We start from the raw sequence: 26,452 nt of genomic DNA, 5'->3' as shown, positions 1-26,452 counted from the left end.
CGGTCAGTAGAACGCTGAAACGCTGAGCGAAAACGCCAGCTACGGCCGCCGACGCCCGACTCCACCGGCCCGGCCCCTGGACCCGATGGTTCCGGTCCGCACCAAACCTGCAGTATCCACGCACTTCCCCTGCCGCCGTCTGAAAGGACATCGAGTACCGCATGACTGAGCTTTCCAACAGCACCACCGGTAACAGCACCACCTCCAGCTGGTCCGGCGCGTCCGCCATCCTCTTCGACCTCGACGGCGTGCTCACGCCGACGGCGATCGTCCACGAACGCGCCTGGCAGGAGCTCTTCGACGGCTACTTGCGGGACGTTCCCGAAGCGGACGGCTACCGCGAAAGCGACTACTTCGACCATATCGACGGCAAGCCCCGGTTCGACGGCGTCCGGGACTTCCTCGCCTCGCGCAGCATCGTGCTGCCCGAAGGCCCGGCGGACGACGATCCCGCCAGCGACACTGTCCACGGCCTCGGCAACCGCAAGAACAAGGTTTTCAACGACATCGTCGAAGCCGGCGGCGTAGCACCCTACGAGGGCTCCGTGCGCTTCCTGGAAGCCGTACTCTCGCTGGGACTCAAAGTCGCCGTCGTCTCCTCCTCCCGGAACGCGCCGGCCGTGCTGCAGGCGGCGGGACTGGCGCACCACTTCCCGGTGGTGGTGGACGGCGTCGCCGCCGCTGCCGCGGGACTGCCCGGAAAGCCCAGCCCGGCCACCTACGAATACGCGGCGCAACTGCTGGGCCTCCCCAGCGAGGAGTGCGTGGTGGTGGAGGACGCCGTGTCCGGCGTCCAGGCCGGTAGCGCAGGCACCTTCCATTCGGTGATTGGAGTGGACCGCGGAGCCGGCCGGCAGACGCTCCTGGACGCCGGCGCCACCCTGGTGGTTGAGGACCTGAACGAACTCCTCTAGACCGACAACACGCCCCCCAACCTGCACCAACGCCAAAAGGAACCCCAACAGCCATGGCACTCATCACCTCTGACCGTGCTCGTTTCCCTAACGACCCCTGGCAGCTCGTGGAGACAGTCCACCTTCCCGGAAACGCCGGAACCCTGGAAACCCTCTTCAGCCTGGGCAACGGCCATCTTGGCATCCGCGGCGCCCACTGGGCCTCCGCGGACGCTGACCTGCCCGGAAGCTTCATCAACGGCTTCCACGAAACCTGGGACATCAAGCACGCGGAGAACGCCTACGGCTTCGCCCGCACGGGCCAGCGGATCCTCTACATCCCGGATATCAACAACTTCACGGTGATTATCGACGGCGAGACGCTGACCCTCAGCGAATCAACGGTGCTGGACTACCGCCGCTCCGTTGACTTCGCCACCGGGATCTACGAATGCCGGATCACCTGGCAGTGCCGTTCCGGTGCCACCGTGACCACCACTGAGCGCAGGGCCGTGGGCTACCAGTCCCGCGGCACCCTGGGCATCAGCCTCGAAGTCGCCGCGGACCGGGACATCTACGCGGACGTCACATCCTCCGTCATCAACCGCCAAGACCAGCCCGTGGAGGACCACTCCACCCACGATCCGCGCCGGGCCGGACGGCACGCCGGCCGCGTCCTGCTGCCGGTACGGCTCGACGGCGGGGACGGCTCGCTGCGTCTCTCCTGGGAAGCAGCCGAGTCCCGGCAGCGGGTCGGCCTGGCCGTGGACCACTGGACGTCGGCCGACGTGCAACCGTTCGAGACCCTGGTGGACCAGGACGACAGCAGCGTCCGGTACGTCCTCGCCGTGAGCGCAGACCAGCCCTTCCGCCTCGAGAAGAGCGCCAGCTACGCCGTGGCTCGGGCCTTCCGCGAAGGAGCCGTGGACGGCGGTTCCCCGCAGGACCCGTCCGAAGCAGCGGAGGGCGCCCTGCAGCCCGTCAGCGCGATCTTCGCCGAAAGCGAGGCGCATTACCGGGACTACTGGGCCACCACGGACATTGTGGTGGGTGGCCAGCCCGAACTGCAGCAGGCCATCCGCTGGAACCTTTTCCAGCTGGCCCAGGCCACCGCCCGCGCGGACGTTGCCGGCATCCCGGCCAAGGGCGTCAGCGGCTCCGGCTACGAGGGGCACTACTTCTGGGACCAGGAAGTGTACCTGCTGCCGTACCTGACCTACACCAGCCCGGACAACGCGCGCCAGGTGCTGGAGTTCCGGCACGAGATGCTGCCGGACGCCAAGGTCCGGGCCAAGGAACTGAGCGTGGACGGCGCACTGTTCCCGTGGCGCACCATCAACGGGCTCGAAGCCAGCGCCTATTACGCCGCCGGCACCGCGCAGTTCCACATTGCTGCCGCCGTCGCCTTCGCCACCAACAGGTACATGTGGGCCAGCGGCGACGCGGAGTTCAAGCAGGGCATGGGCGCGGAGCTGCTGATCGAGACTGCCCGGATGTGGGTGTCCCTTGGCTTCTTCGGCAAGGACGGGCTGTTCCATATCCACGGCGTCACCGGCCCGGACGAGTACACGGCCGTGGTGAACGACAACCTCTACACCAACGTCATGGCGCGGTTCAACCTCCGCACCGCGGCTGCCCTGGACCACCCGGAAATTGACGACGCCGAACGCGAACTCTGGGAACAGGCCGCGCTCCGGATGCAGCTGCCCTACGACGAAGACCTCGAGGTGTATTCGCAGGACAACGACTTCATGACCCTGGAGCCGTGGGACTGGAGCACGCCCCGGTCCAAGTACCCGCTGCTGCTGAACTTCCACCCGCTGGTGATCTACCGCCACCAGGTCCTCAAGCAGGCGGACACCGTGCTGGCGATGTTCCTGCAGTGGCAGGACTTCACGGCCGAGGAAAAGCGCCGGGCGTTCGACTTCTACGATCCGATCACCACCGGCGACTCCACCCTGTCCGCCTGCGTCCAGGGGATCATGGCCGCCGAGGTGGGCTACGGGAAAGCCGCGCTGGACCACTTCACCCATGCGCTGTACATCGACCTTGACGACACCCACGGCAACACGATCGACGGCGTGCACATTGCCTCCACCGGCGGTGTCTGGAGCTCGCTGGTCAGCGGCTTCGCTGGCCTGCGCGACCAGGGCGAGGTACCGTTCTTCGATCCGCGGCTGCCGTCCGAATGGGATGGCCTGACCTTCCACCTCAAGGTGCGGGACCGCCTCCTCTTCGTGGAGCTGGACCAGGGATCGATCAGCCTCAGCATCCGGGACGGCGAACCGCTGGACGTCAACGTCCGCGGTGAGGTGCTCACCGTCGGCAACGACGTTGCCCGGGTGCCGCTGGCCCCCGTCGGCGCGCCGGAGCCCACCATCTTCCCGAGCGGACTTCCGACGGCGTCCATCCCGATTGTGCGCGCCCGCAGCTAAGCACGCAGTAGTCCCAACAGACGGGCGGGATCAACCGAACGGTTGATCCCGCCGTCGTGCTTCGGTGAAAGACTGGAGGGGTGAAAAAACTCTTCCATGCCTCTTTTGCCTATGCCATTGCCGGAGTCCTCTCCGGCCTCTATTACCGTGAGTTCACCAAGGCCTACGGCTTTACCGGGGAGTCCCAGCTGGGCCTGGTGCACACGCACTGGCTGGTGCTGGGCTTCGTCGTCCTGCTGATAGTGCTGATGCTGGAGAAGGTCTTCGCCCTCTCCGCTGCCGCGCCGAAGCTGTCGGCCTGGTTCTTCCGGACCTGGAACGCCGGCGTGGTGGTGACCGGCGGAATGATGCTGGTCAAGGGGTCGCTCGTTGTCGCCGGCGCGGACGCAGGTTCCAAAGCCCTGGCCGGGATTGCCGGCACCGGACACATCCTGCTGACCGCCGGCCTGGTGCTGCTTTTCCTGGCCCTCCGGAAGGCGCTGACAGCGGTACCCGGGACGGCGCCCCGCAGCGGGACGGCGCCCCGCAGCGCGGGGAGCGTGGCCTAGGGGCTGTCCGCCGACGCCCGGTCCGCGGCACTGCGGTCCAGCGGGTGTGCCAACTCGTCGGCCGGCATCCGGGCCACCACCATTGCCACTACCGCCATGACAGGGCACACGCCGCCGGCCACCAGGAAGATCACCCACGTGGGCACCACCTCTGCGGCGGGGCCGGCCAGCGCCATGGAGACGGGCATCAGGGCCAGCGATACAAAGAAGTCCAGGCTGGAGACGCGGCCCAGCAGGTGGGCGGGAACGCGGCGCTGCAGGAGCGTGCCCCAGATGACCATGCCGATGCCGCCGGTCGCACCGAACACGAAGAGCGCCGCGGCAACCATCCAGAAGCTGTCCATGATTCCAACGGCAGCGAGGGGAAGGCTGCCGGCACCCCACGAAACCATCATCACCGTGAGGTAGCGGCGCGGCAGCGCGAAGGACGCCGTGGCCAGGGAAGCGGCCGCCCCGCCGACGCCCATCACCGCCAGCAGGAATCCGAACATGCGCGAATCGCCGCCCAGCTGGTCGCGGACAACGAACGGCAGCAGCACCTCGATGGGTCCGATCAGGAACAGCACCGAGATGCAGGCCCAGAGCAGCGTCCACAACAGCCATGGCGTCCGGAGTGTGTAGCTGACACCTTCGCGGAGGTCGTGGAAGAAGGACGTTTTGCCCCGTTCCGCCGCGGGCCCGCCGTCGGTGCCCGGGCCGCCGTCGGTGCCGGGCGCTTCGAGGGCGTGCTGGCCGAGGAAGTTGAGGATAATGAAGGCCAGCAGGTGGCATGCGGCCACGCCCGTGACGGCGTGCGAGGGGGACAACGCTGCCACCAGGATGCCGGCGACGGCGGGACCGGCCGCCTGTTGCAGGATGGGACGCATGGTCCCCTCCATGCCATTGGCCGCCAGCAGGTCCTCTGCCGGCAGGATGCGGGGCAGGATGGCCGAGTAGGCCGGGAAGAAGAACGCCGCCCCCACACCCAGCACGAATGCGCCCACGGCAAGGTGCCAAAGCTGCAGCCAGCCCGCCAGGGCCAGTCCGCTGATGGCGGCGATCACGGCGAGGTTGGTTCCTTCCACCGCGATGATCAGGAGCCGCTGCGGCACCCGGTCTGCGGCGATGCCGCCAGCCAGGACAAACGCCACGAGCCCCACGCTGCCGGCGGTGGCAACAAGGGACAGCTGAAGCGGTCCGCCGCCCAGGTGGATCACCTGGTAAACCATGGCCACGGCCCACATGCCGGAGCCGAAAATCGAGACGGCCAGCGCCGCAATCAGCACCCGGTATTCCCGGTGCACGAAGGGTCTGAGAGCTCTGGGGGCGGGCATATGGACAGTCTAGGCCTGCTCCTCCAGCCGCGCCGCCGTGCCTGCCGGCACCATTTTCGCCACTGCCCCGTTAGGCTCAACCCATGGGGAACAGTCCGGCAGGCACGTGGCGCCGCAGCATGGCATTCATCGGCAGCAACCCGGGACTTGCACTGCATCCGGTGGACCGCGACGGCGTCCACATCCCCGGCGAACCCGCCAGCTGCTTCGCCTCCTTCTGGATGGCGGAATGGTCCAGATGGGGCACTGGAAACGCCCTGCTGATCGCCACCCGCCAGGGCTGGCGCAGCTACGGCTCCAACGGCTACTTCGCCGAGACTCTGGCCAATGAACTGACCCGCCACTTTCCGGAAGCAGCGCGGTTCCCGCTGGCTGAAATCACCCACACCCAGGACGAGTTCGACGTCGAACTCGACATCGAGCGCGGCTTCCGGGCCGTCGGGGGCAAGGCGGAACTTGAGATCAGCGGCGTCCTGGACCGCCGCCAGTTCCTGGCGCCCGACTTCCAGCTCGGCGGAAGCAGCGCAGCCCTGAGCAACGTGTACCTGCCATGCAGCACGGGACGGCTGTCGGAATTCGGGGTGGAATGGCCCGGTGCGCCCACGGTGTATCCCGGACCCCGGGGGCCGTCGTCGTCCGCATATCTTGCGGTGGCCGAGTCATGGGTCATGTAGCAAGGTGGCTTAGTGTTAAGGATGAGTGGCAGCCGCGAGCTGTCCCCGCACGGAGTGACCGCGGTTGCTCCGGCGGCTTGTTCCCGTTCCAGGAAAGGTGACGATGGCCATGCGGAAGAACCCGGCAATGAGAATTGCACAAAAAACCGCGCACAAGGCGGTGTTCGACTCCGAGGGAAAGCCAAAGCCCGGATTGCACAACATGATGCTGCGGGCGGTCGAAGTCCAGCGCCCGCTGGTGCTCGCCAACCTCCGGCGGCTGCAGCGCAGGCACCCGCGTGCCACGGCGGCGCAGCTGGCTGACAAGCTGGAACGCGACTACCTCCTGGCCGTGACCGGCGGCGGCGCTCTGGTGGGCGGATCCGCCGTCATCCCCGGCGTCGGCACCGTCGCCGCGCTGGGCCTCTCGGCCGCTGCCACGGTCGGCTTCCTGGAAGCCACCGCCCTGTACGCAACGTCCCTGGCCGAGCTGCACGGCATCCGCATGGTCGATCCCGAAAAAGCCGGCCTCATGGTCATGGCCATCATGCTGGGCGAAGAAGGCACTGCCCTCCTCGGCAGCCTCAGCGGCCAGGCCGCGGGCCGCAGCAAGGGTCCTACCGACGCCTGGGGTTCCGTGTTCGCCCGCAAGACGTCCTTCCCCGGCTTCGGGTCGGTGCGGGACCGGATCCAGCGCGCGTTCCTCCGCAACCTCCTGCAGCGGCAGGGGACCGCGCTCCTGGGCCGGGCACTGCCGTTCGGCGTCGGAGCCGTGGTGGGCGGCGTGGGCAACCGCGTAATGGGACGCGCCGTCGTCGCAAGCGCCAGGGAGGCGTTTGGCCCCATGCCGGACACGATTCCCGGCGAAGTGGCTGCCGGCACGCCCGGCAGTGGCACAACCGGCAGCGCCGGTGCTCCGGCCGCCCTTGCCTCCGCCGCGGGTGACCACGGCGCAAACACCACCGGCGGAAAAACCCCCGGTGGGGACCCAACCTTGAAAGGCGGATTCATTGGATCTGAACGCTGACCTGGGGGAGTCCTTCGGCTCCTGGACCATGGGGGACGACGCCGCAATGTTCCCGCTCATCACCAGCGCCAGCGTGGCCTGCGGCCTGCACGCCGGGGACCCCGTCACCATGCTGGACACCTGCCGGGCGGCCTATGAGCTGGACGTCCGCGTGGGCGCCCACGTCGGCTACCCGGACCTTCCCGGCTTTGGCCTGCGGTCCATTGACATGACCTTCGACGACCTTTTCGGCGCCGTGCTGTACCAGCTCGGCGCGCTCGACGGCGTGGCGCACGCCGTCGGGGCGTCCGTGGACTTCGTCAAGGCCCACGGCGCGCTGTACGACCGCACCGTGCATGACGCCGAGCAGGCCTCCGCCGTGATCGCCGCCGTCCAGGCCTACGATCCCGGGCTGCCCATCCTGGGCCAGCAGGGGTCCGCGCTCCTGTACGCTGCCGCGGAAGCCGGGCACCCCGTGTTCCACGAAGCCTTCGCCGACCGCGCCTACTTCCCGGACGGAACACTGGTGCCGCGCTCCCAGGACGGCGCGTTGCTGGAGGACGCCGGGGAGATCGCCGAGCGCGCCGTCCGCCTCGCCGTGCATGGTGAAGTGGAAGCCGTGGACGGGACCGTGATCAGGCTGCAGCCGCATTCGCTGTGCCTGCACGGCGACACTCCCGGCTCGGTGGAAACGGCATCCGCCGTGCGCAAAGCACTGGAAGCGGCCGGCGTGGAGATCGAAGCCTTCGCGTAGCCCTTACCCTGTGCGCGCTGCTTTGGCGGGGAGGGCTAGTGCCGTTCGGCCCTATCGGGGGCTTGAACCTGCCACCTAGCTTGAGGGCATGGCTTCCGGACCCCATGCGGGGTTAGATGGACCCGCATCAGATGCAATGTTGAAGCTGGGCCGATTCTTCACGAAATGGGACCAGACCGACGACGGCAGGGCGGTGTTCAGGGAGGGCGGCCGCAAGGGCGACATCTTCTACCGCGACCGGTGGAGCCATGACAAGGTGGTCCGCTCCACGCACGGGGTGAACTGCACCGGCTCGTGCTCCTGGAAGGTGTACGTCAAGGACGGCATCATCACGTGGGAATCCCAGCAGACAGACTACCCGTCCGTTGGCCCGGACAGCCCGGAGTACGAACCCAGGGGCTGCCCGCGCGGGGCGGCCTTTTCCTGGTACACCTACTCGCCCACGCGGGTCCGCTTCCCGTACGCCCGCGGCGTCCTCGTGGAGATGTACCGCGAGGCCAAGGCCCGGCTGGGGGATCCGGTGCTGGCGTTCGCCGAGATCGCCAGCGACCCGGACAGGCGGCGCCGCTACCAGCAGGCCCGCGGCAAGGGCGGCCTGGTCCGGGTCTCCTGGCAGGAAGCAATCGAGATCGCGGCCGCCGCCCACGTGAACACGATCAGGACCTACGGCCCGGACCGCTGCGCCGGCTTCTCGCCGATCCCCGCAATGTCGATGGTCTCGCACGCCGTGGGAACCCGTTTCATCCAGCTGATCGGCGGGGTGATGACGTCCTTCTACGACTGGTACGCGGACCTGCCCGTGGCCAGCCCGCAGGTTTTCGGCGACCAGACCGACGTCCCGGAATCCGGTGACTGGTGGGACGCCGGCTACCTCATGATGTGGGGCTCCAACGTCCCCGTCACGCGGACCCCGGATGCGCACTGGATGGCCGAGGTGCGGTACCGCGGCACCAAAGTGGTCACGGTCAGCCCGGATTACGCGGACAACACCAAGTTCGCCGACGAATGGCTCCCCGCCCAGGCCGGGACGGACGCTGCGCTGGCCATGGCCATGGGGCACGTCATGCTCGAGGAGTTCTTCGTGGACCGCGACGTCCCGTTCTTTTCCGACTACGTCCGGCAGTATACGGACCTGCCGTTCCTGGTCCGGCTGGAAAGGAACGACGACGGCGCGCTGACGCCGTCGAAGTTCCTCACCGCCAAGGACCTTCCCGCCGAAGCCGGGGCCGAGGACGCTGCGTTCCGCACCGTGCTGTTCGACAAGCAGACCGGGCGGGCCGCGGTGCCCAACGGCTCCATGGGATTCCGGTACTCCGGCAGCGGCGAGGGTAAGTGGAACCTGGACCTCGAAGGGATCGACCCGGCGTTGTCGCTGCGCGAGGTGTCAGGGGACAGCGCCGAGATCCTGCTGCCGTGCTTCGAGGATGCCGGCGGGGAGGGCAGCGTGCTGCGCCGCGGGGTGCCCGTCATCGAGGTCGAGGGCCAGTTGGTCACCACCGTGTTCGACCTCATGCTGGCCCAGTACGGCGTCGGCCGTGAAGGGCTCCCGGGGGAGTGGGCCGCCGGCTATGACGACGCGGCGACGCCGTACACCCCGGCATGGCAGGAGGAGATCACGTCCGTTCCGGCGCAGGCCTGCATCCGGGTGGCACGGGAGTTCGCCCGCAACGCCGAACAGTCCAAGGGCCGGTCCATGATCATCATGGGCGCCGGGATCTGCCAGTGGTTCCACGGTGACACCACCTACCGCGCCGTGCTGGCGCTGGTGATGCTGACCGGCTGCATGGGCCGCAACGGCGGCGGCTGGGCGCATTACGTGGGGCAGGAAAAGACGCGGCCGGCCACCGGCTGGGTGTCGCTGGCCAACGCGCTGGACTGGTCACGCCCGCCGCGGACCATGATCGGCACCGGCTACTGGTACATGCACACGGACCAGTGGCGGCAGGACGGCTACTCCGCGGACGCACTGAAATCCCCGCTGTCCACCGGAGCCCTGGACGGCATGCACACCGCAGACGCGCTGGCCCAGTCCGCCCGGCTCGGCTGGATGCCCTTCTACCCGCAGTTCGACCGGAATCCGCTGGACCTCGCGGACGAGGCGGAGGCCGCCGTCGCCGCCGGCACCGCGAAGGACACCCCGGGCTACATCGCGGACGCCCTGAAGAACCGCACGCTGAACCCGGCGATCGAGGACGTGGATGCCCCGGAGAACTGGCCGCGGACGCTGGTGCTGTGGCGTTCCAACTTGTTCGGTTCCTCGGCCAAAGGCAACGAGTACTTCCTGCGGAACCTGCTGGGCACCCACAACAACGTCCTGGGCAAGGACCACGCCGAAGGGCTCAAGCCCCGGGACGTGAAGTGGCACGAGCAGGCGCCGGAAGGAAAACTGGACCTGCTGGTGTCAGCCGACTTCCGGATGACCTCCACCACACTGCTCTCCGACGTCGTGTTCCCGGCCGCCACCTGGTACGAGAAGCACGACCTGTCCTCCACGGACATGCACCCGTTTGTGCACGCCTTCACGCCGGCGATCGACCCGCCGTGGGAGACCAAAACAGACTTCGAGATGTTCCACCTGCTGGCACGGGAGTTCTCCCGGATGGCAAAAACCCACCTGGGCATCCGCCGGGACCTGGTCAGCGTGCCGCTGCAGCACGACACCCCGGGCCAGCTGGCGCAGCCCGGCGGGATCGTGCGGGACTGGCGGAACACGGATATCCCCGCCGTGCCCGGGCAGAACATGCCCGTCTTTTCCGTGGTGGAGCGGGACTACACGGCCATCGCGGACAAGCTCGCCGCCGTCGGGCCGCTGGCCGACAAGCTCGGTTTCACGGTCAAGAACGTCACGTACAAACTCGCCGGTCCGTTGGAGCGGCTCAGCCGTTCCAACGGCGTGATGCTCGGCGGCGCCGCGGACGGCCGGCCGGCGATCGACACCGATGCGAAAATGGCCGAGGCCATCCTGGCCTTCTCCGGCACCACCAACGGTGCGTTGTCCGTGCAGGGCTTCAAGGACCTGGAAGTACGCACCGGAAGGAAGCTGGCTGACCTGTCCGAGGGCTCCGAGGAAAAGTTCATCACCTTCGCCCAGACCCAGGCCGGACCGGTCCCGGTCATCACCTCGCCGGAGTGGTCCGGCTCCGAAACGGGAGGCCGGCGCTACGCCCCCTTCACCATCAACGTGGAGCGGCTCAAGCCCTGGCACACCCTGACCGGCCGGATGCATTTCTTCCTGGACCACGACTGGATGATCGACATCGGCGAGGCCCTGCCGATCTACCGGCCGCCGCTGGACATGCACCGCCTCTTCGGGGAACCCAAACTCGGGCAGGACGGTGCCATGGAGGTGGTGGTCAGGTACCTGACGCCGCACTCCAAGTGGTCCATCCACTCCGAATACCAGGACAACCTGCTCATGCTCTCCCTCTCCCGCGGCGGCCCCACGGTCTGGATGAGCCCCGCCGACGCCGAGGCGATCCAGGTCAAGGACAACGACTGGGTGGAGTGCCTGAACATCAACGGGGTCCTGGTGGCCCGGGCGATCGTCAGCCACCGGATGCCGGCCGGCGTGGTCTACGTCCACCACGCGCAGGAGCGCACCATCGACGTGCCGAAGTCGGAAGCCACGGGAAGGCGCGGCGGCATCCACAACTCCGTGACCCGGTTGCTGGTCAAACCCTCGCACCTGATCGGCGGCTACGCCCAGCTGGCCTACGCGTTCAACTACCTCGGCCCCACCGGCAACCAGCGCGACATGGTGGCCACCGTCCGTCGTCGTTCCCAGGAGGTGCAGTACTGATGCGTGTCATGGCTCAAATGGGCATGGTCATGAACCTGGACAAATGCATCGGCTGCCACACCTGTTCCGTGACCTGCAAGCAGGCCTGGACCAACCGTGCGGGCACCGAATACGTCTGGTTCAACAACGTGGAAACCCGGCCCGGCCAGGGCTACCCGCGCCGCTACGAGGACCAGGAGCGGTGGCACGGCGGCTGGGTGCTGAACAAGCGCGGCAAGCTGGTGCTCAAGGCAGGCGGCCGGGTGAAGAAGCTCTTGGGGATCTTTGCCAGCCCCGTCCAGCCCGAACTCAAGGACTACTACGAGCCGTGGACCTACGACTACAAGACCCTCGTGGACGCGCCGCTGGGCGACGACTTCCCGGTGGCCCGGCCGAAGTCCCTGATCACCGGCAAGGACACGAAAATCACCTGGTCCGCGAACTGGGACGACGACCTGGGCGGATCCGTCGAGAACGGCCACCTGGACCCCATCGTGGAGAAGGTCCGGCGCGAGTCCGAGGACAAGATCAAGTTCGCGTACGAGCAGACCTTCATGTTCTACCTGCCGCGAATCTGCGAGCACTGCCTGAACCCGTCCTGCATGGCCTCCTGCCCCTCCGGCGCCATCTACAAGCGCGTGGAGGACGGGATCGTCCTGGTGGACCAGGACAAGTGCCGGGGCTGGCGGCAGTGCGTCACCGGTTGCCCGTACAAGAAGATCTACTTCAACCACAAGACGGGCAAGGCCGAGAAGTGCACCTTCTGCTACCCGCGGGTCGAGGTAGGGCTGCCGACGGTCTGCTCGGAGACCTGCGTGGGCCGGCTGCGGTACCTGGGGTTGTTCCTGTATGACGCCGACGCCGTCACCGCCGCGGCGGCCGTCACCGACCCGAAAGAACTCTACGACGCCCAGATGGACGTGCTGCTGGACCCGAACGACCCCGCCGTCCAGGCCGAGGCCCGGGCCCAGAACATCCCCGAGGACTGGATCGACGCCGCCCGGCGCTCGCCGGTATACGCCCTGGCCAAGGTCTACAAGGTGGCGCTGCCGCTTCACCCCGAATACCGGACCATGCCGATGGTCTGGTACGTGCCGCCGCTCTCACCCGTGGTGGACCTCCTGCGGGACCAGGGGCACGACGGCGAGGACACCGGCAACCTGTTCGGCGCCATTGACGCGCTGCGCATTCCGGTGGAATACCTCGCGGAACTTTTCACCGCCGGGGACGCGGACCGGGTCACCGCGGTGCTGAAGAAGCTCGCTGCCATGCGTTCGTTCATGCGCGGCATCAGCCTGGGCAACGACCCCGACGACTCCATCCCCGAATCCGTGGGCATGGACGGGCAGACGATGTACGAGATGTACCGGCTGATGGCGATCGCGAAGTATGAGGAACGCTACGTCATTCCCAAAGCGCATGTGGAACAGGCCCACGACCTGGAGGAGATGGGCTGCTCGCTGGACTTCGGCGGCGGCCCCGGCATGCAGGATTCCTCCCCGTTCGGCGAAGCCAGCGGCCGGCCCGTTCCGGTGGCGGTGGAAACCTTCAACGCCCTGAAGGACCGCCAAACTTCAGGCGAGGCTCCAGGCGAAACAACCCTGCGCGGCCGGGTGAACCTGCTCAACTGGGACGGCACCGGCGCGCCGCCGGGGCTTTTCCCCGAAAGACATACGGCGGGGGAGCAGCCGTGAGCCGGCGCCAGCAGGTGGTGTACCTTGCGGCGGCCTGGTGCCTGTCCTACCCGGACGAGGAACTGATCGGCAGGGTGCCGCTCATGCGGGACGCACTGGGAGAGTTTCCCGGAGCCGGCGCTGACTTCGCCGGGGTGCTGGACGTGCTGGAATCCACGCCCCTCATGGAGGTGCAGGCGCACTACGTCCGCGAATTCGACCTCGGCAAGCGCCACGCCCTGCACCTGAGCTATTGGACGGACGGGGACACCCGGCGCCGCGGAGAGGTGCTGGGCAACTTCAAGAAGACCTACCGGCAAAGCGACATCCTGGTGGACACCCGCGGTGAACTGCCCGACTACCTGCCGATGGTCCTGGAATTCGCCGCCGTGGTGGACCTGGCGGCCGGGCGGGAACTGCTGACCCGTTTCCGGGCGAGCCTGGAGATGCTCCGCTTCGGGCTGCTGCGGGACGAAATGCCGCACGCCCGGATCCTGCAGGCCGTCTGCGCCACGCTGCCAGGGAAATCGCCCGCGGACGAGCAGGCCGTGATGCGGATGGCCGGCTACGGCCCGCCCACCGAAGCCGTGGGCCTGGACCCCTACGATCCGCGACTCCTGCCCGTGAAGGGAACCTGACCATGCCGGCATTCGAAGCTGAGCCCGGATCCGCCGTCGAAATCTCCGCACTGGACACCGTGCTCTGGGGCGTCCTGCCGTACGTCATGGTGGTGGTGCTGGTGGGCGGCCTGGTGTGGCGCTACAAGTACGACCAGTTCGGCTGGACCACCAGGTCCTCCCAGCTGTACGAATCGAAGCTGCTCCGGATTGCCTCGCCGCTGTTCCACTTCGGGCTGCTGGCGGTGATTGCCGGGCACTTCTTCGGCCTGGTGATTCCGATGGCGTGGACGCAGGCGGTGGGAATGAGCCAGGATTTCTACCACTTCAATGCCCTGTTTGTCGGCGGCATTGCGGGAGTGGGGACGCTTGGCGGCATCATCCTGCTGATCTACCGCCGCCGCACCTCCGGGCCCGTGTTCATGGCCACCACCACGAACGACAAGGCCATGTACGTGGTGCTTACCGCCGCCATCGTGTTCGGCCTCTGGACCACCCTGGCCAGCGTTTTCGAGGGTGAGCACGGGCACAATTACCGCGAGACAGTGGCGCCCTGGTTCCGTTCGCTGTTCGTCCTCCAGCCGGATGTCGCGGCCATGGCCGGGGCGCCGTTCTCCTTCCACCTGCACACCCTGGTGGGCATGGCGCTGTTCGTCATCTGGCCGTTTACCCGGCTGGTCCACGCCTTCACCGCGCCGCTGCACTACCTTTTCCGCCCCTACATCGTGTACCGCTCGCGGGACCGGGACCGTCAGACCACGGGCGCAGGCAGCCCAGGGACCAAAGGTACGGCAGCCCGACGCGGCTGGTCCGCCGTCGGTACCCGCGACCGGGACACGAGGAACCGCTGATGGCCGGATCCGTGCCTCCCCCCACGTCCGCGCCCGCGGGCCAGACCCGGAACCTGATCCTGGCCACCGCGGCGTCCGTGGCAGGCTTCTGGGCCTGGAACTCCGTGGCCACCCTCGGTGCCTTCTATACGCAGAACCTGCAGCTCAACCCGGCCACCACGGGGGTCCTGGTGGCCATGCCGGTGTTCGTCGGCTCACTCGGGCGGATCGTCGTCGGCACGCTGACCGACAAGTACGGCGGCCGGGCAATGTTCACCTTCGTGCTGCTCGCCTCCATCCTGCCGATCCTGCTTGTGTCCCTCGGCGGCACCTTGCGCTCCTTCCCGCTGGTGCTGGGCGCCGGCCTGCTGCTGGGCGTCGCCGGAACCGTGTTCGCCGTCGGAATCCCCTTTGTGAGCGGCTGGTACGAGCCGTCCCGGCGGGGCTTCGCCACCGGCGTTTTTGGTGCCGGCATGGGCGGAACGGCGCTGGCCGCCTTCCTGAATCCCCGGCTCGTCGCCGGAATCGGATACTTCCCCACGCACCTGCTGATCGCCGGCGTCCTCGCCGTGATGGCGGCCCTGGTCTGGTTCCTGATGAAGGAATCCCCGGGCTGGAGCCGAAGCAACGCCCCCGTGCTGCCCAAGCTCCTGGACGCAGCCAAGACACCGGTCACCTGGAAGATGTGCTTCCTCTACGCGGTCGTCTTTGGCGGCTTCGTCTCCTTCGCCACGTACCTGCCCACCTACCTGCGGGACGTGTACAGCTTCGATCCCAGCGGCGCCGGCGCCCGCACGGCAGGCTTCGCCCTCGCGGCAGTCCTGGCCCGGCCGGTGGGCGGCGTGCTCGCGGACAAGCTCGGGCCCAAACCGGTGGTGATCACCTCGCTCACCGCCGTCGCCCTTCTTGCGTGGGTGGTGAACCTGCAACCCGACGGCGAGGTCCCCGCCGGCCTGACATTCGTCGCCATGGCGGCGGCCCTGGGGCTGGGGACGGGCGGGGTGTTCGCCTGGGTGGGCGTGCTGGCCCCGCACGGGAAGGTGGGCAGCATCAGCGGAGTGGTCAGTGCGGCGGGCGGACTGGGCGGCTACTTTCCGCCGCTGGTGATGGGGGCAACGTACGACGCCGCCACCCACAGCTACTCGATCGGGCTGCTTCTGCTCGTGGTCACGGCCATCGTGGCGCTGGGCTTCACGGTCTTCGCCGTGCAGGGCCGGACCAGGGCAAAGGCCGTGCCCGCGTAGCTTCGCGCTTGGGGGGTCAGCCGAAGGCCAGGTGCGCCAGCGTGAAGATGGCCAGCCCGGCCAGGGCGCCCACCACCGTGCCGTTGATCCGGATGAACTGCAGGTCCTTGCCCACCTGCAGTTCGATCTTCTGCGAGGTTTCCTCGGCATCCCAGCGCGCCACCGTATCCGTGATCACGCCGGCGATGTCCGAGCGGTACGTCTTCACCAGGTAGCCCGCGGCGTCGCCGATCCACGCGTTGACCTTGCCCGCCAGTTCGGGGTCCACCACCAGGCGTGTGCCGAAGTCGTGCACGGCCGCCTTGAACTTGACGGTCAGTTCGCTGTGCGGATCGTCGACGGCGCCAAGCAGCGCCGCTTTGATGGTGCCCCACGTGCGGGATGCCAGTTCCCGCACCTCGGGGTCGCCCAGCACCTGCGCCTTGATGCCTTCGGCCCGGGCGATCATCACCGGATCGTGCTGCAGGTCCTGCGCGAGCGACGCGAGATAGGTGTCGATTGACTGCCGCACCTGGTGCTGCGGATCTGCCTGCACGGCCTTGGTGAACTTGAGGATTTCCACGTAGACCTTGTCTCCGACAAGTCCGTCCACGAACTGCGGCACCCATTGCGGTGACCGGTCCGACACCAGCCTGCTGACGGTTTCGTGGTTGTCCCTGACCCAGTCCACGGTCCGGTCCACCAACAGGTCCACCAGGGTGTGGTGGTGCCCGTCGGCGAAAATCCGCTCGGCGAGCCTGCCCACCGGAGGCCCCCACGGCGGAGAGAGCAGGTGCTTGCGGACCATTGACTCGATCACGGCCTGGACGTCGTCGTCGTTCAATACCTTGAACGCGCCGCGGATGACGGCAGCGCCCTCCTTGGCCACGCGCTCGGGGCCGCCGGGGCCGGACAGCCACGCGCCGGCCTTCCGCGCGATGTCCACTGACGCGAGCTTTTCCTGCACAACCTGTTCGGAGAGGAAGTTCGTCTCCACGAACTCGCCCAGCGACGCACCGATCTGGTCCTTGCGGCGCGGGATGATGGCCGTGTGCGGGATCTTGATCCCCATGGGGTACTTGAACAGCGCGGTCACGGCAAACCAGTCCGCGAGGGCGCCCACCATGCCGCCTTCCGCCGCAGCCCGCACGTATTCCAGCCACGGGTACTGCTTTTGCAGGGCGAAGGCGACGACGAAAATCACCGCCATGACAATCAGGAGGCCCAGTGCCAGGAGTTTCATCTTCCGCAGCGCGGCGGCTTTTTCCGTATCACTGCCCGGACGGGCAGGTCCGACGGCGGCCCCGGCAGCGGGTGGGCCGGCGGCCTGCGCGGGCCTCGCTGCAGCGGGACGGGTGGTTTGTTCACTGTTCACCTGCATGTGCCCAGCCTAGTCCCGCATTCGTCGCGGGTGTCCGCTAACGTGTCACCATGACTACCGACGAGTCCGTGTCCTCCCGGCCGCTGGTCTACGCCCACCGGGGAGCCAGCGCCGCCTTTGCCGAGCACACCCGGGCAGCTTATCTCCAGGCCATCGCGGACGGCGCCGACGGCGTGGAATGCGACGTCCACCTCACCCGGGACCAGCACGTGGTCCTGCTGCATGACGCGAACCTGGACCGCACCTCGGACGGCACCGGCCCCGTGGCCGACCGGACGCTCGATGAACTGCGGCTGCTGGATTTCTCCTCCTGGAAGGGCGCCAGGATTCCCCTAGAGTACGGCGGGAAGTCTGATCAGCTCCTGACGCTGCCGGAGCTGCTGGACATCCTCCGCGCGGCGGGCCGGGACATCGGGCTGGCCATCGAACTCAAGCACCCCAGCCCCTACCTGCTCCAGTTGGAGGACCGGGTGCTGGAAGTGCTGGCAGCCGAGGGCTGGGATCCCGGCACCTCAAAGGTGGACAACGTCAGTGTCTCGTTCATGAGCTTCAGCCCGGACTCCGTGAAGCACCTGCTCAGGAGCGTTCCGGCCGAGTTCGTCTGCCAGCTGGTGGATGACGTCAACGCGGAGGAAATACGTGAGGAACTGGGACTGGGAGTCATCACCGGCGGGGCGTTGGCGAACGTGATGCGTGCAGCCCAGGTGGAGGGCGAACGCATCCTGAATGACTGCGAAGTACGGCTGGCCGGACCGGGTATCGACTATGTCCGCCAGCACGCCCGCACCGTGAAACGCTGGATGGATTCCGGCCGCAGGTTCAGGGTGTGGACCGTGGACTCGGATCAGGACGTGGCCCTGTGCCAGGAGCTGGGAATCCACGAGATCACCAGCAACCGGCCGGCGCAGGTGCTGGCCCGGCTGTCCGAAAGAAGTCATCCCGTCAGCTGACGGCCCGCGCCTGCGCACCGTTCATCCTGCGCCGCCGCAGCGTCGCGCCGGCGCAGCGTTCAGGCGGCAAGGTCGCGCCGCCGCCATCCCGCGAAACCCAGTGCGCCGAGCAGTGCCGCCGCCGCCGTGAGGGCCACCAGCGCCGGAATTCCCTCCGCGTCCACCGGGAGCAGCGGGGTATGCCGGAACGGCGAGAGGTCCATCAGCCATTCCGGGGCATTCCAGAGCACGCCGAATTCACCCAGTGCAATGAGTCCCAGCAGGAGCACCCAGACGGCCGCTGTCATCCGGGGTACCCAGCCGAACACCGCCAGGGCCGCACTGGTCAGCACCCACGCCGCCGGAATCTGGGCCAGGGCCGCCACGGTGCACCGGGCCACCAGTCCGGCATCGTTGACGGCGGCCGCGGCCCCGATGCCGATGGAGACTCCGGTCAGCAGTTGCAGCAGCCCGACGCCGGCCAAGGCCACGGCGTAGTGGCTGCCCGCCCAGCGGATGCGGGTGGTGGCCGTGCCCAGCAGGGCCTCGGTATGCCCCGCCGATTCCTCGCTGCGGAGATGGTTGGCGGCCGAGATGCCGTAGGCCGCCGCGAGTATCCCCATGATGCTGATCTCGGCTGCGAGGAACGCGTCGGTGAGGGCCTGCGGGCCGCCCAGCGCCCGCATCAGGTCCTGGGCGCCCGGCGACGTCAGGAAATCCGCCACGTTGCCGACGAGCGAGCCGATCACCACCCCGAAGAGGACAAACGCCACACCCCACGCCACCAGGACGCGGTACTGCAGGCGCACGGCGAGCCCCAGGACGCCGGAGAGCTTGCCGCGGGCAGGGCCGGGCCGCTCATCACGCAGTCCGGCGCCGAGGTCGCGGCGGCCCCGCAGGAAAAACGCAACAGGGACAAGGGCTGCGCAGAGGGCCAGCGGCAACGAAAGGACCCACCAGTGGTCGCCGGCGTAGGCCCGGATCTGCTGGTTCCACCCGATGGGCGAGAGCCAGGACCAGACCGACGGGCCGGGTTCGGCGAGGTCGCCAACCGCGCGCAGCCCGTAGGTCACGGCAATGACCCCGATGCTGAACCCGGTGGCCGCCCGGGCGCTTGCCGTCACCTGCGCCGCCACAGCTGCCACGGTGCTGTAGGCCATCCCGGTGGCGGCCCAGCCCAGCCCGAAGGCCAGTGATCCGCTGCCGGGCAGGCCGCCGACGGCAAGCGCGGCCGCCGAGAGCAGCCCGGTGAGGATGCTGGTTGCAAAGCTGATGGCCAGCGCGGACACCAGCGGTGCGTCCCGTCCCAGCCGTCCGCCGCCGAGGAGTTCCAGCCGCCCGCTTTCCTCGTCCCCCCGTGTGTGCCGGATGGTGAGGATGACCATGAGCACGGCCAGGATGGCTGTCATGAAGGCGGTGTATTTGATGAGCGAAAGGGCACCGAGCGAGGCAGGATCGTAGATCCGCCCGAACAGCGCCACCATGGACGCCGTGGCGTTCAGCGCGGTGGCGGCTGCCACCCGGCTGGGCTCGTCCGGGTACAGCCCTGCCCCGGCCGCTGCGGTCGAGTAGGCAATGATGGCGAAGCCCAGGATCCACAGCGGCAGCATCCACCGGTCCCGCCGGAGCGCGAGCCGGACCATAACGCCGGTGCCGGACAGCGTTCCGGTCGTTGAGGCACGGGTCGTCGCGGTGTGGGCCTCGGCGGTGCGGGTCATCGCCGTGCCGATTCGAGCGATCCGGCGGGGCCGTAGTGGCGCAGGAACAGATCCTCCAGCGTGGGAGGGTGGCTGGTCAGGGCGTGCAGCCCCGCGGCCGTCAGGGCCTGCAGGAACGGGCCCAGTGCCGCGGGGTCCACCTGGGCGCTTACACGGTGGTCCGACACCAGGACGTCGTGGACGCCGGGCAGGAGATCCAAGCCGGCTGGCACGCGCGCGACGTCGGCCGTGACCGACGTCCGGGTCAGGTGCCGCAGCTGCTCGAGCGGCCCGGACTCCACCACCCGGCCGGCGCGGATGATGCTGACCCTGTCCGAAAGCGCTTCGGCCTCACTCAGGATGTGGCTGCTCAGCAGGATCGTGCGGCCCTGCGCCCGCAGCTCACGCACGCACCCGCGGAAGGCGTCTTCCATCAACGGGTCCAGCCCGCTGGTGGGCTCGTCCAGGAGGAAGAGCTCGGCGTCGGTGGCCAAGGCCGCCACCAGGGCAACTTTTTGCCGGTTGCCCTTGGAATACGTGCGCGACTTCTTGGTGGGGTCGAGGTCGAAGGTCTGCAGCAGCCGGTCCCGCCGGCCGCGGTCCTGTCCGCCCTGGAGGCGCCCCAGCAGGTCGATCACTTCTCCGCCGGTCAGGTTCGGCCACAAGGCAACGTCCCCGGGCACGTACGCCAGCCGGCGGTGCAGCGCGGCAACATCGTGCCAGGGATCCAGGCCCAGCACCCGAATCGAGCCCGAGTTGGCACGCAGCATGCCGAGCAGAAGCCGCAGCGTGGTGGACTTGCCGGACCCGTTGGGACCCAGGAAGCCGTGAACCTCGCCCGCCGCCACGTTGAAGTCGAGCCCGTCGAGGGCAGTCACCGTTCCAAAGCGCTTGACGACGCCGGTCATTTCCACCACGCTGCTCATAGTCAACAAGCTACGCCGCGCTGTGGCTCCTGACATGGGCGGAAAGTCCCGTTTACCGGGCTGTCCGCGGCTGTGGTTGCATGGATCCATGCCATTCACCTGGTCCGCCCGGGCCACACAGAGACTCTCAGCGGCTGCCATGAGCGCCCTGCTGCTGACCAGCGCCATGAAGCATTTCCGCGACCCCGCCTTCTTCCATCAGGTGGTTCCCGATTTCCTGTGCCGTGACGACTCAGGCACCCGTCTCAACGGCCCGTGTGCCGTCATGACCCGCGATGAATGGGTAGCGCTCAGCGGGCTGCTCGAGGCTGGTGCCGCCGTCGGACTCCTGGTCCCGGCCACCCGCAAAGCCGCCGCCGGCGGCATCGCCGCGATGTTCACGGTGTTCCTTGCCGGGCACGTCGACGCCCTGCGCCGGGCGTACGGTCCGGCCGGGAGCCCGGGGCAGCGGAAGGTGCACACCGCGCGGCTGCCGCTCCAGGTGCCGCTGATCCTCTGGGCCTGGAGCCTGCGGAAAACGGCCCTGGGGAAGCCTGCCCTGGGGATGCCTGCCGGCGGACCTGTTGCCGGCCTGCCGGCATGAAGCTGCTTCAATCCCCGGCCGTGCGTGTGGGGCTGTCCATCAGCGTCGCCACGGGGCTTTACGGGGTATCCTTCGGGGCGCTGGGCGTGACGTCCGGGCTGGACTTCTGGCAGACCATGGCGCTGAGCCTGCTGCTGTTCAGCGGCGGTTCGCAGTTCGCGTTCATCGGCGTGGTGGCGGGCGGCGGGTCGGGGGTGGCCGCCATGGGGGCGGCCACGCTCCTGGGCATGCGCAACGGTATCTACGGCATGCAGCTCAACGCGCTGCTGCAGCCGCGCGGGTGGCGGAAGTATGCCGCGGCCCACGTCACCATCGACGAGTCAACCGCCACCAGCACCGGGCAAACCGACCCGGGAGAGCAAAAGCGCGGATTCTGGACGGCCGGCATCGGCATCTTCGTGCTGTGGAATGTGTTCACTGCCGTCGGGGCACTGGCAGGCGGCGCCCTGGGGGATCCCAGGCAGTGGGGGCTCGACGGCGCCGCGGTAGCAGCCTTCCTCGGCCTGCTCTGGCCGCGGCTCAAGGGCCGCGAGCCGGTGGCGATCGCCGTGGTGTGCGCCCTGGCCACGGTACTGGCGGTGCCGTTCGTGCCCGCGGGAATTCCCATCCTGATAGCAGCTTTTGTGGCCGCTGCGATCGGCTGGTTCAGCCACGGACGGAGTGACGAAGGCCTGGAGCCTGACGTGGACCCCTACGCCGAACACCACCACGGACAGCGGGACGAAGGCGCTCACCTGCGTCGGCACCCCGATACAGGAGGTGCCGCGAAATGAATCTTTGGCTGTGGCTGTTGCTGGCTTGCCTCCTTGGCTACGCCTGGAAGCTTTTGGGCTATCTGGTCCCCGCCAGCCTCCTGCGCAACCCGCGGATGTCCCGGATTGCCGGCACCATGACCATCGGGCTGCTGGCATCGCTCACCGTCGTCAACGCGGTGGCATCGGGCCAGGCGCTGGCCTTTGACGCCCGGGCGGGCGCACTGGCTGCGGCCGGAATTGCGCTCTGGTTCCGGGCGCCGTTCCTGGTGGTGGTCCTGGCCGGGGCTGGCGCAGCGGCCGGGCTAAGGATGCTGGGCTGGAGCTAACGACGGCCTTTAGGCCCTAGCAGTGCCCAGCGTGCTGTGGAAGGATGCCACCATGAGCGAAGAACAAGCGCCCTTGGTTCCTGCTGCCGAAAGAGACCCCAAATCCAGGCCCTATGTGCCATCGCCGGGATCCGAATCCACCCGTGAAATGCGTGAGATGTCCCGCCGCCGCAGGGATGCCGAGGAGAAACTGCAGCAACATCTTCAGGAAGCAGACCACCTGCACGAGGAACACATGAAGGCCCACCAAAGGGAGACGCATCCGGCCCAGGAAGGCGAGGCGCCACCCAGCGGCGAGGCGGCAACAGACGGGGAAGCCCCTGATGAAGGCCAGGCCGGCAACCGAACGACGGAGTGACGCGGGCCAAGCCGTGCCAACCGAATCTGCACCAGTGAGACGCCGGAGATGACCGGCACCCGGTTGGGCCAGTATCTGGCGGAGCGGCTGCAGGACCTGGTTCTGGAAAGCACCGACGTGCAGGACTTCCTCACGGAGCTGTCTGTCTTCTCCGCCGGCTTCATTGGCAAGACCACCGGACTGCCCGTGCTGTGCGCCGTCACGCTGGTCCGCTCGAGGCGGTCCGAGGTCTCCGCCGGAAGCGGACCCGGCGCGCGGCTGCTTGGGGAAATCCAGCGGGCCACAGGCCTCAGCCCGTCGCTGGCGGCCCTTGAAGCCGGCGCGACGGTTTCCGTACCCGATGCCCGGGCCGACTCCCGCTGGCTGCGCTACAACCGAGCCGTGGTAAAGGCGGGTCAGCTCAGCGTCCTGGCCCTCCCGCTGCAGCTGGATCAGGACGCTGCCGCATCCGTAGCGTTCTTCGCCCCCGAGGCAGGGGCGTTCGACGACGAGGCAATCGTGATTTGTGAAGCCTTCGCCGCCCGCGCCGGCAAAGCCGTGCGGCTGGCCGTGCGCATCGGCGCCTCAAAGGACCTCAACGACGACCTCCTCGAGGCGCTGAGGTCGCGCACCAGCATCAACCTCGCCTCGGGAATTGTCATGGGCCAGAGCCGCTGCACGCAGGCTGAGGCATTCGCGATCCTGAGCAAGGTTTCCAATAACCGCAACGTCAAGCTCCGGGTCGTGGCGGAGGACCTGCTGCGAAACTTCAAGACCAAGCCGGGAGCCACCCACTTCAACGGCTGACGGAGGCCCCTGCGGCTATGCTTTTAACAGTTCCAGTCAACGCGCGAAGGGCGGCATAGCAGTGGAATGGGTGCGGCCATGGCGGTGAAACTACCCCTTGCGGACGAACTGGCGGCCATTTTTGCCCGCGCCTCCGAACTCCTGCTGACGGATGAGACGGTATCCAGGGCACTCGAGCTCATCACGGCCGCCGCGGAATTGGCCGTGCCCGGCGCCGCGGGCGCGGGCGTCACCCTGATCGACGCTGACGGCCGAAAACATACAGCGAGTGCGTCCAGCCGTATGGTCCAGGTTGCCGACGAACGCCAGTACGAGCTGGGCCAGGGCCCGTGCCTTCTTGCCTGGGCCAGCGGCGAACCCGTGCTGGTCAGTGACGCACTGCACGACCGGCGCTGGCCTGAGTGGGCCTGCGCCGCGGCCGAGCTGGGACTGCGGTCTTCCGTCAGTGCTCCTTTGCTCGCCGGAGAGTCCGCCCTGGGCTCCGTGAAGATCTACGGCCGCCCGGAGAACAGCTTCGACCACACCACGGTGCGCCTACTGGAGCTCTTCGCGGCGCAGGCAACCATCTTCCTGATCAACGTGCAGGCGCGTGAGAGCGCCCGGACGCTGAGTGAGGATCTCCGAGACGCACTGGCCCACCGCGAGATCATCGCCGTGGCCAAGGGAATACTCATGGCCCGGTACGGCCTGGACGAGGACACCGCCATGCAAGACCTCCTGATGGAGTCGCGGCGGGCCCGGAGGTCGCTGCGTGACGTGTCCGCCGAGCTGGTGTCCTCCACCCAGCCGCCCCGGTGAGCGGGGGTGCGCTTTGGCCCTGGGCAAGGACGAAGATGAGCAAAGGCTTCGCTTTGAGGAGATGCTCCGGAATGCCGACATCACCGTTGAAGAACTGTGGCTTAGGTATTTCAGCATTGGCGGCATTGCCGGCCAGTTTGAAATCGAGGCCTACATCCACGGTGCCATCGCGCTGCCGGCCCTGCAGCGGGACATATTGGCCCATGCCCTGAACGAGCGCCTGGACGAGATCCATGCCCCGGACGGCCGGGCGCCGTACAGCCGCGGGTCCGAGGACGCCGGCCGGCTGCACGACGACCGGACCCATGACGACACGGACCAGCCGGAGGGCGAATCAGGCCAGGACGACTGAATCGAAGGCCGTGCCCGGCAGCGGGGACTGCGGTGGAAGGGGCCGGCGCGGGCGCTCGGTGCGGATGGCATCCTCCACCAGCGCCACGGGTCGCCTCCACGCATCGGATCCCGGTTCCATGGTGTCCACGACGCCGATCAGCATGGCCAGCAGGCGGATGACGTCCGTCATGGAGATGTCGGTCCGCAGGGTTCCCTGGGCCTGGCCGCGGCCCAGCAGGACAGCCACCGACTCAAAGAGGCTGCCGGTGATACCGGTCAGCAGCCCGCGGCGTCCGGCCACGGCTCCGAGCAGGTTGGCATCCTCGCTGGCCGCCGCCATCAGCGCATCGATCACGCGGAACAGCCCGGCGGCGGCATCAGGGCCGGCCAGGGCGTCATCGATCACGGGGTCAACCATCAGGCGGAGCTGGCGGTTGAGTGCGGCAAGGACCAGCTGCTCCTTGTCCGCAAAGTTCCGGAACAAGGTTGCGGGTCCGACGCCGGCCGTTACGGCAATGGTCTGAAGCGGCACGTCGGGGCCGTACTCACGGAAGCACTTCCGGGCGGCGGTGATGATCTTGTCCACATTGCGCGCAGCATCCGCACGAAGGGGCTTGCGTTCCACTGCGAGGTTCATTTTTCAAGGTTAGCAACGCTGGCGCTGAGCGCCCGGGTTACTGATTGGTAGCGCCGAATGTACTCCTATATGACGTTCGCCGCTGTGGCAGACTGGGTCCATGTTGCTCGCATTCTCCGTTGCACCCTCCGGCCGGCCGGCCCGCCTGGCGGGCGATTCCACCACTGACTCCACTGCGTTGGAAGACGCGGCCTCCGCAGACGCTTCAGTGCACGACGCCGTCGCTGCCGCCGTCAAGATTGTCCGGGACTCAGGCCTGCCGAACCATACGGATTCCATGTTCACCACGATCGAAGGTGAGTGGGACGAGGTGTTCGCCGTGGTCAAAGAGGCCACCGAGGCCGTGGGGCGCTTCGGCAGCCGCGTGTCGCTGGTCATCAAGGCCGACATCCGCCCCGGCTATTCCGGTGAGCTCACCGCCAAAGTGGAACGGCTGGAAACGGCCATCGCCGACGCAGGCTGACTTGCCCATCTGATTTCCGCCGCCGCCTGCCCTTCCCGCGGGCAGCGGCAACTGCCAGACTGGCCCCATGGTTGAGCACAGGCCCGAGCCCCGGTGGGTGGCGGTTGAGGAGTATCTGACGGACGTCGTGGTCCGTCCCGGCAGCCCCCTCACGCGGGCCGTCACGGCCGCCGCCGACGCCGGCATGCCGCCCATCGAAGTGGCGCCGAACGCAGGCAAGCTGCTCAAGCTGCTGGTGCAGCTTTCCGGCGCCCGGCGCGTCCTGGAGATCGGTACGCTGGCCGGCTTCAGCACCATCTGGATGGCCCAGGGACTGCCCGACGACGGCGAACTCGTCACGTGCGAATACCTCCCCAAACACGCCCGTGTGGCGCGCGCGAACGTGGACGCCGCGGGGGTGGGGCACAAGGTGGACATCCGGGTGGGGGCCGCACTGGACACACTTCCGGGGCTGAAGGACGACGGCCGCGGACCCTTCGATTTTGTGTTCATCGACGCGGACAAGGAAAACAATCCGAAGTACCTGGACTGGGCCATCAGGCTGGGCCGGCCGGGCACCGCGATCGTGATGGACAACGTGGTGTGGGAGGGGGCGCTGCTTGATCCGTCCATGGACGATGTCAACGCGCCTGGAATCATCAGCGCCCTGGAAATGATCGGCGGGGACTCGCGCCTGGACGGGACGGTCATGCAGACCGTGGGCTCGAAGGGCTGGGACGGCTTTGCGCTGGCCGTGGTGCGCTGAGTGACGCCGGAC

Annotated in this window: 26 protein-coding genes; 21 read left to right on the top strand and 5 right to left on the bottom strand. The window is 68.0% G+C overall.

All coding sequences use genetic code 11. The features are described 5' to 3' along the window. Positions 1-161: 161 nt before the first annotated feature. From JOE31_RS21175 to JOE31_RS21165, 3 genes are all read left to right on the top strand, one after another. Positions 162-914: an HAD family phosphatase gene (locus JOE31_RS21175; protein WP_209747951.1), complete on the top strand. Its 753-nt coding sequence runs from the start codon at positions 162-164 to the stop codon at positions 912-914. Between the two features lie 53 nt (positions 915-967). Further along, positions 968-3,328 carry a glycoside hydrolase family 65 protein gene (locus tag JOE31_RS21170; RefSeq protein ID WP_209747949.1) on the top strand — a complete coding sequence of 787 codons (2,361 nt, stop codon included), beginning with the start codon at positions 968-970 and terminating at the stop codon, positions 3,326-3,328. Between the two features lie 80 nt (positions 3,329-3,408). After that, on the top strand, positions 3,409-3,876 hold the full coding sequence (locus JOE31_RS21165) for a DUF2871 domain-containing protein (protein ID WP_209747947.1): 468 nt from the start codon (positions 3,409-3,411) through the stop codon (positions 3,874-3,876). On the opposite strand, the gene JOE31_RS21160 is transcribed toward JOE31_RS21165, so the two are convergent. Further along, the gene (locus tag JOE31_RS21160; RefSeq protein ID WP_209747945.1) at positions 3,873-5,189 is read right to left on the bottom strand and encodes an MFS transporter; all 1,317 of its coding nucleotides are present in this window, start codon (positions 5,187-5,189) and stop codon (positions 3,873-3,875) included. The two genes, JOE31_RS21165 and JOE31_RS21160, sit on opposite strands and share 4 nt — an antisense overlap. Before the next feature lie 83 nt (positions 5,190-5,272). Here JOE31_RS21160 and JOE31_RS21155 point away from each other — a divergent pair, with 83 nt between their 5' ends. From JOE31_RS21155 to JOE31_RS21120, 8 genes are all read left to right on the top strand, one after another. Beyond that, positions 5,273-5,863, top strand: coding sequence for a hypothetical protein (locus JOE31_RS21155; RefSeq protein WP_209747943.1), 591 nt, complete (start codon positions 5,273-5,275; stop codon positions 5,861-5,863). Between the two features lie 103 nt (positions 5,864-5,966). Continuing rightward, positions 5,967-6,869, top strand: coding sequence for a hypothetical protein (locus JOE31_RS21150; RefSeq protein ID WP_209747941.1), 903 nt, complete (start codon positions 5,967-5,969; stop codon positions 6,867-6,869). Continuing rightward, positions 6,853-7,602 carry a LamB/YcsF family protein gene (locus JOE31_RS21145; RefSeq protein ID WP_209747940.1) on the top strand — a complete coding sequence of 250 codons (750 nt, stop codon included), beginning with the start codon at positions 6,853-6,855 and terminating at the stop codon, positions 7,600-7,602. The genes JOE31_RS21150 and JOE31_RS21145 overlap by 17 nt, the downstream gene beginning before the upstream one ends. A gap of 88 nt (positions 7,603-7,690) precedes the next feature. Continuing rightward, positions 7,691-11,401: a nitrate reductase subunit alpha gene (locus tag JOE31_RS21140; RefSeq protein ID WP_209747938.1), complete on the top strand. Its 3,711-nt coding sequence runs from the start codon at positions 7,691-7,693 to the stop codon at positions 11,399-11,401. Beyond that, positions 11,401-13,074 carry a nitrate reductase subunit beta gene (gene narH, locus JOE31_RS21135; RefSeq protein ID WP_209747935.1) on the top strand — a complete coding sequence of 558 codons (1,674 nt, stop codon included), beginning with the start codon at positions 11,401-11,403 and terminating at the stop codon, positions 13,072-13,074. Before JOE31_RS21140 ends, narH begins: the two co-directional genes overlap by 1 nt. Beyond that, positions 13,071-13,691 carry a nitrate reductase molybdenum cofactor assembly chaperone gene (gene narJ / locus JOE31_RS21130; RefSeq protein ID WP_209747933.1) on the top strand — a complete coding sequence of 207 codons (621 nt, stop codon included), beginning with the start codon at positions 13,071-13,073 and terminating at the stop codon, positions 13,689-13,691. Before narH ends, narJ begins: the two co-directional genes overlap by 4 nt. 2 nt (positions 13,692-13,693) lie before the next feature. After that, positions 13,694-14,521, top strand: coding sequence for a respiratory nitrate reductase subunit gamma (narI, locus tag JOE31_RS21125; protein ID WP_209747931.1), 828 nt, complete (start codon positions 13,694-13,696; stop codon positions 14,519-14,521). Continuing rightward, the gene (locus tag JOE31_RS21120) at positions 14,521-15,744 is read left to right on the top strand and encodes a nitrate/nitrite transporter (RefSeq protein WP_209747929.1); all 1,224 of its coding nucleotides are present in this window, start codon (positions 14,521-14,523) and stop codon (positions 15,742-15,744) included. The genes narI and JOE31_RS21120 overlap by 1 nt, the downstream gene beginning before the upstream one ends. Positions 15,745-15,760: 16 nt before the next feature. Here JOE31_RS21120 and JOE31_RS21115 read toward each other — a convergent pair whose 3' ends face one another. Then, positions 15,761-17,104 (bottom strand): DUF445 domain-containing protein, encoded by a 1,344-nt coding sequence (locus tag JOE31_RS21115; RefSeq protein ID WP_209747927.1) that lies wholly within the window; start codon positions 17,102-17,104, stop codon positions 15,761-15,763. 50 nt (positions 17,105-17,154) lie between these two features. Here JOE31_RS21115 and JOE31_RS21110 point away from each other — a divergent pair, with 50 nt between their 5' ends. Further along, positions 17,155-18,054 (top strand): glycerophosphodiester phosphodiesterase family protein, encoded by a 900-nt coding sequence (locus JOE31_RS21110; RefSeq protein WP_209747925.1) that lies wholly within the window; start codon positions 17,155-17,157, stop codon positions 18,052-18,054. Between the two features lie 59 nt (positions 18,055-18,113). Here the strand turns inward: JOE31_RS21110 and JOE31_RS21105 are convergent, their stop codons facing one another. Then, complete coding sequence (locus JOE31_RS21105) at positions 18,114-19,751, bottom strand: ABC transporter permease (protein ID WP_209747923.1); 1,638 nt, start codon at positions 19,749-19,751, stop codon at positions 18,114-18,116. Then, the gene (locus JOE31_RS21100) at positions 19,748-20,656 is read right to left on the bottom strand and encodes an ABC transporter ATP-binding protein (RefSeq protein WP_209747921.1); all 909 of its coding nucleotides are present in this window, start codon (positions 20,654-20,656) and stop codon (positions 19,748-19,750) included. Before JOE31_RS21100 ends, JOE31_RS21105 begins: the two co-directional genes overlap by 4 nt. Positions 20,657-20,744: 88 nt before the next feature. On the opposite strand from JOE31_RS21100, the gene JOE31_RS21095 reads away from it, so the two are divergent. The 7 genes from JOE31_RS21095 (at position 20,745) to JOE31_RS21065 (ending at position 24,614) form a co-directional block, all read left to right on the top strand. Continuing rightward, entirely contained in the window at positions 20,745-21,239 is a 495-nt protein-coding gene (locus JOE31_RS21095; RefSeq protein ID WP_209747919.1) for a hypothetical protein, read from the top strand. Beyond that, a complete protein-coding gene (locus JOE31_RS21090) occupies positions 21,236-22,012 on the top strand; it encodes an AzlC family ABC transporter permease (RefSeq protein ID WP_209747918.1) in 777 nt (258 codons plus the stop codon). The genes JOE31_RS21095 and JOE31_RS21090 overlap by 4 nt, the downstream gene beginning before the upstream one ends. Next, the gene (locus tag JOE31_RS21085; protein WP_209747916.1) at positions 22,009-22,320 is read left to right on the top strand and encodes an AzlD domain-containing protein; all 312 of its coding nucleotides are present in this window, start codon (positions 22,009-22,011) and stop codon (positions 22,318-22,320) included. Before JOE31_RS21090 ends, JOE31_RS21085 begins: the two co-directional genes overlap by 4 nt. A 52-nt stretch (positions 22,321-22,372) precedes the next feature. After that, entirely contained in the window at positions 22,373-22,678 is a 306-nt protein-coding gene (locus tag JOE31_RS21080) for a hypothetical protein (protein WP_209747914.1), read from the top strand. A gap of 48 nt (positions 22,679-22,726) precedes the next feature. Next, positions 22,727-23,464: an ANTAR domain-containing protein gene (locus JOE31_RS21075; RefSeq protein ID WP_209747912.1), complete on the top strand. Its 738-nt coding sequence runs from the start codon at positions 22,727-22,729 to the stop codon at positions 23,462-23,464. A 78-nt stretch (positions 23,465-23,542) separates the two neighbouring features. Then, positions 23,543-24,262 carry a GAF and ANTAR domain-containing protein gene (locus tag JOE31_RS21070; RefSeq protein WP_209747910.1) on the top strand — a complete coding sequence of 240 codons (720 nt, stop codon included), beginning with the start codon at positions 23,543-23,545 and terminating at the stop codon, positions 24,260-24,262. A 13-nt stretch (positions 24,263-24,275) separates the two neighbouring features. Continuing rightward, complete coding sequence (locus tag JOE31_RS21065) at positions 24,276-24,614, top strand: hypothetical protein (protein ID WP_209747908.1); 339 nt, start codon at positions 24,276-24,278, stop codon at positions 24,612-24,614. Here JOE31_RS21065 and JOE31_RS21060 read toward each other — a convergent pair. Beyond that, positions 24,597-25,232, bottom strand: coding sequence for a TetR/AcrR family transcriptional regulator (locus tag JOE31_RS21060; protein ID WP_043477316.1), 636 nt, complete (start codon positions 25,230-25,232; stop codon positions 24,597-24,599). The two genes, JOE31_RS21065 and JOE31_RS21060, sit on opposite strands and share 18 nt — an antisense overlap. A 100-nt stretch (positions 25,233-25,332) precedes the next feature. Here JOE31_RS21060 and JOE31_RS21055 point away from each other — a divergent pair, with 100 nt between their 5' ends. Then, entirely contained in the window at positions 25,333-25,695 is a 363-nt protein-coding gene (locus JOE31_RS21055; protein WP_209747906.1) for a thiamine-binding protein, read from the top strand. 67 nt (positions 25,696-25,762) lie between these two features. Further along, positions 25,763-26,440, top strand: coding sequence for an O-methyltransferase (locus tag JOE31_RS21050; RefSeq protein WP_209747904.1), 678 nt, complete (start codon positions 25,763-25,765; stop codon positions 26,438-26,440). The last annotated feature ends 12 nt before the right edge of the window (positions 26,441-26,452 follow it).

It is taken from the genome of Arthrobacter sp. PvP023 (genome assembly GCF_017832975.1).
Classification (GTDB): domain Bacteria; phylum Actinomycetota; class Actinomycetes; order Actinomycetales; family Micrococcaceae; genus Arthrobacter.
Note: the sequence above shows the minus strand (reverse complement) of the source record. Positions and strands in the feature narration are given on the sequence as shown.

What these genes read in the sequence shown, in the direction of transcription:
- JOE31_RS21175 (WP_209747951.1), top strand. Translation starts at nt 162, where the DNA reads ATGACTGAGCTTTCCAACAGCACCACCGGTAACAGCACCACCTCCAGC.
- JOE31_RS21170 (WP_209747949.1), top strand. Translation starts at nt 968, where the DNA reads ATGGCACTCATCACCTCTGACCGTGCTCGTTTCCCTAACGACCCCTGG.
- JOE31_RS21160 (WP_209747945.1), bottom strand. Translation starts at nt 5,189, where the DNA reads ATGCCCGCCCCCAGAGCTCTCAGACCCTTCGTGCACCGGGAATACCGG.
- JOE31_RS21155 (WP_209747943.1), top strand. Translation starts at nt 5,273, where the DNA reads ATGGGGAACAGTCCGGCAGGCACGTGGCGCCGCAGCATGGCATTCATC.
- JOE31_RS21150 (WP_209747941.1), top strand. Translation starts at nt 5,967, where the DNA reads ATGGCCATGCGGAAGAACCCGGCAATGAGAATTGCACAAAAAACCGCG.
- JOE31_RS21140 (WP_209747938.1), top strand. Translation starts at nt 7,691, where the DNA reads ATGGCTTCCGGACCCCATGCGGGGTTAGATGGACCCGCATCAGATGCA.
- narH (WP_209747935.1), top strand. Translation starts at nt 11,401, where the DNA reads ATGCGTGTCATGGCTCAAATGGGCATGGTCATGAACCTGGACAAATGC.
- narI (WP_209747931.1), top strand. Translation starts at nt 13,694, where the DNA reads ATGCCGGCATTCGAAGCTGAGCCCGGATCCGCCGTCGAAATCTCCGCA.
- JOE31_RS21120 (WP_209747929.1), top strand. Translation starts at nt 14,521, where the DNA reads ATGGCCGGATCCGTGCCTCCCCCCACGTCCGCGCCCGCGGGCCAGACC.
- JOE31_RS21115 (WP_209747927.1), bottom strand. Translation starts at nt 17,104, where the DNA reads ATGCAGGTGAACAGTGAACAAACCACCCGTCCCGCTGCAGCGAGGCCC.
- JOE31_RS21110 (WP_209747925.1), top strand. Translation starts at nt 17,155, where the DNA reads ATGACTACCGACGAGTCCGTGTCCTCCCGGCCGCTGGTCTACGCCCAC.
- JOE31_RS21105 (WP_209747923.1), bottom strand. Translation starts at nt 19,751, where the DNA reads ATGACCCGCACCGCCGAGGCCCACACCGCGACGACCCGTGCCTCAACG.
- JOE31_RS21100 (WP_209747921.1), bottom strand. Translation starts at nt 20,656, where the DNA reads ATGAGCAGCGTGGTGGAAATGACCGGCGTCGTCAAGCGCTTTGGAACG.
- JOE31_RS21095 (WP_209747919.1), top strand. Translation starts at nt 20,745, where the DNA reads ATGCCATTCACCTGGTCCGCCCGGGCCACACAGAGACTCTCAGCGGCT.
- JOE31_RS21090 (WP_209747918.1), top strand. Translation starts at nt 21,236, where the DNA reads ATGAAGCTGCTTCAATCCCCGGCCGTGCGTGTGGGGCTGTCCATCAGC.
- JOE31_RS21085 (WP_209747916.1), top strand. Translation starts at nt 22,009, where the DNA reads ATGAATCTTTGGCTGTGGCTGTTGCTGGCTTGCCTCCTTGGCTACGCC.
- JOE31_RS21080 (WP_209747914.1), top strand. Translation starts at nt 22,373, where the DNA reads ATGAGCGAAGAACAAGCGCCCTTGGTTCCTGCTGCCGAAAGAGACCCC.
- JOE31_RS21075 (WP_209747912.1), top strand. Translation starts at nt 22,727, where the DNA reads ATGACCGGCACCCGGTTGGGCCAGTATCTGGCGGAGCGGCTGCAGGAC.
- JOE31_RS21070 (WP_209747910.1), top strand. Translation starts at nt 23,543, where the DNA reads ATGGCGGTGAAACTACCCCTTGCGGACGAACTGGCGGCCATTTTTGCC.
- JOE31_RS21060 (WP_043477316.1), bottom strand. Translation starts at nt 25,232, where the DNA reads ATGAACCTCGCAGTGGAACGCAAGCCCCTTCGTGCGGATGCTGCGCGC.
- JOE31_RS21055 (WP_209747906.1), top strand. Translation starts at nt 25,333, where the DNA reads ATGTTGCTCGCATTCTCCGTTGCACCCTCCGGCCGGCCGGCCCGCCTG.
- JOE31_RS21050 (WP_209747904.1), top strand. Translation starts at nt 25,763, where the DNA reads ATGGTTGAGCACAGGCCCGAGCCCCGGTGGGTGGCGGTTGAGGAGTAT.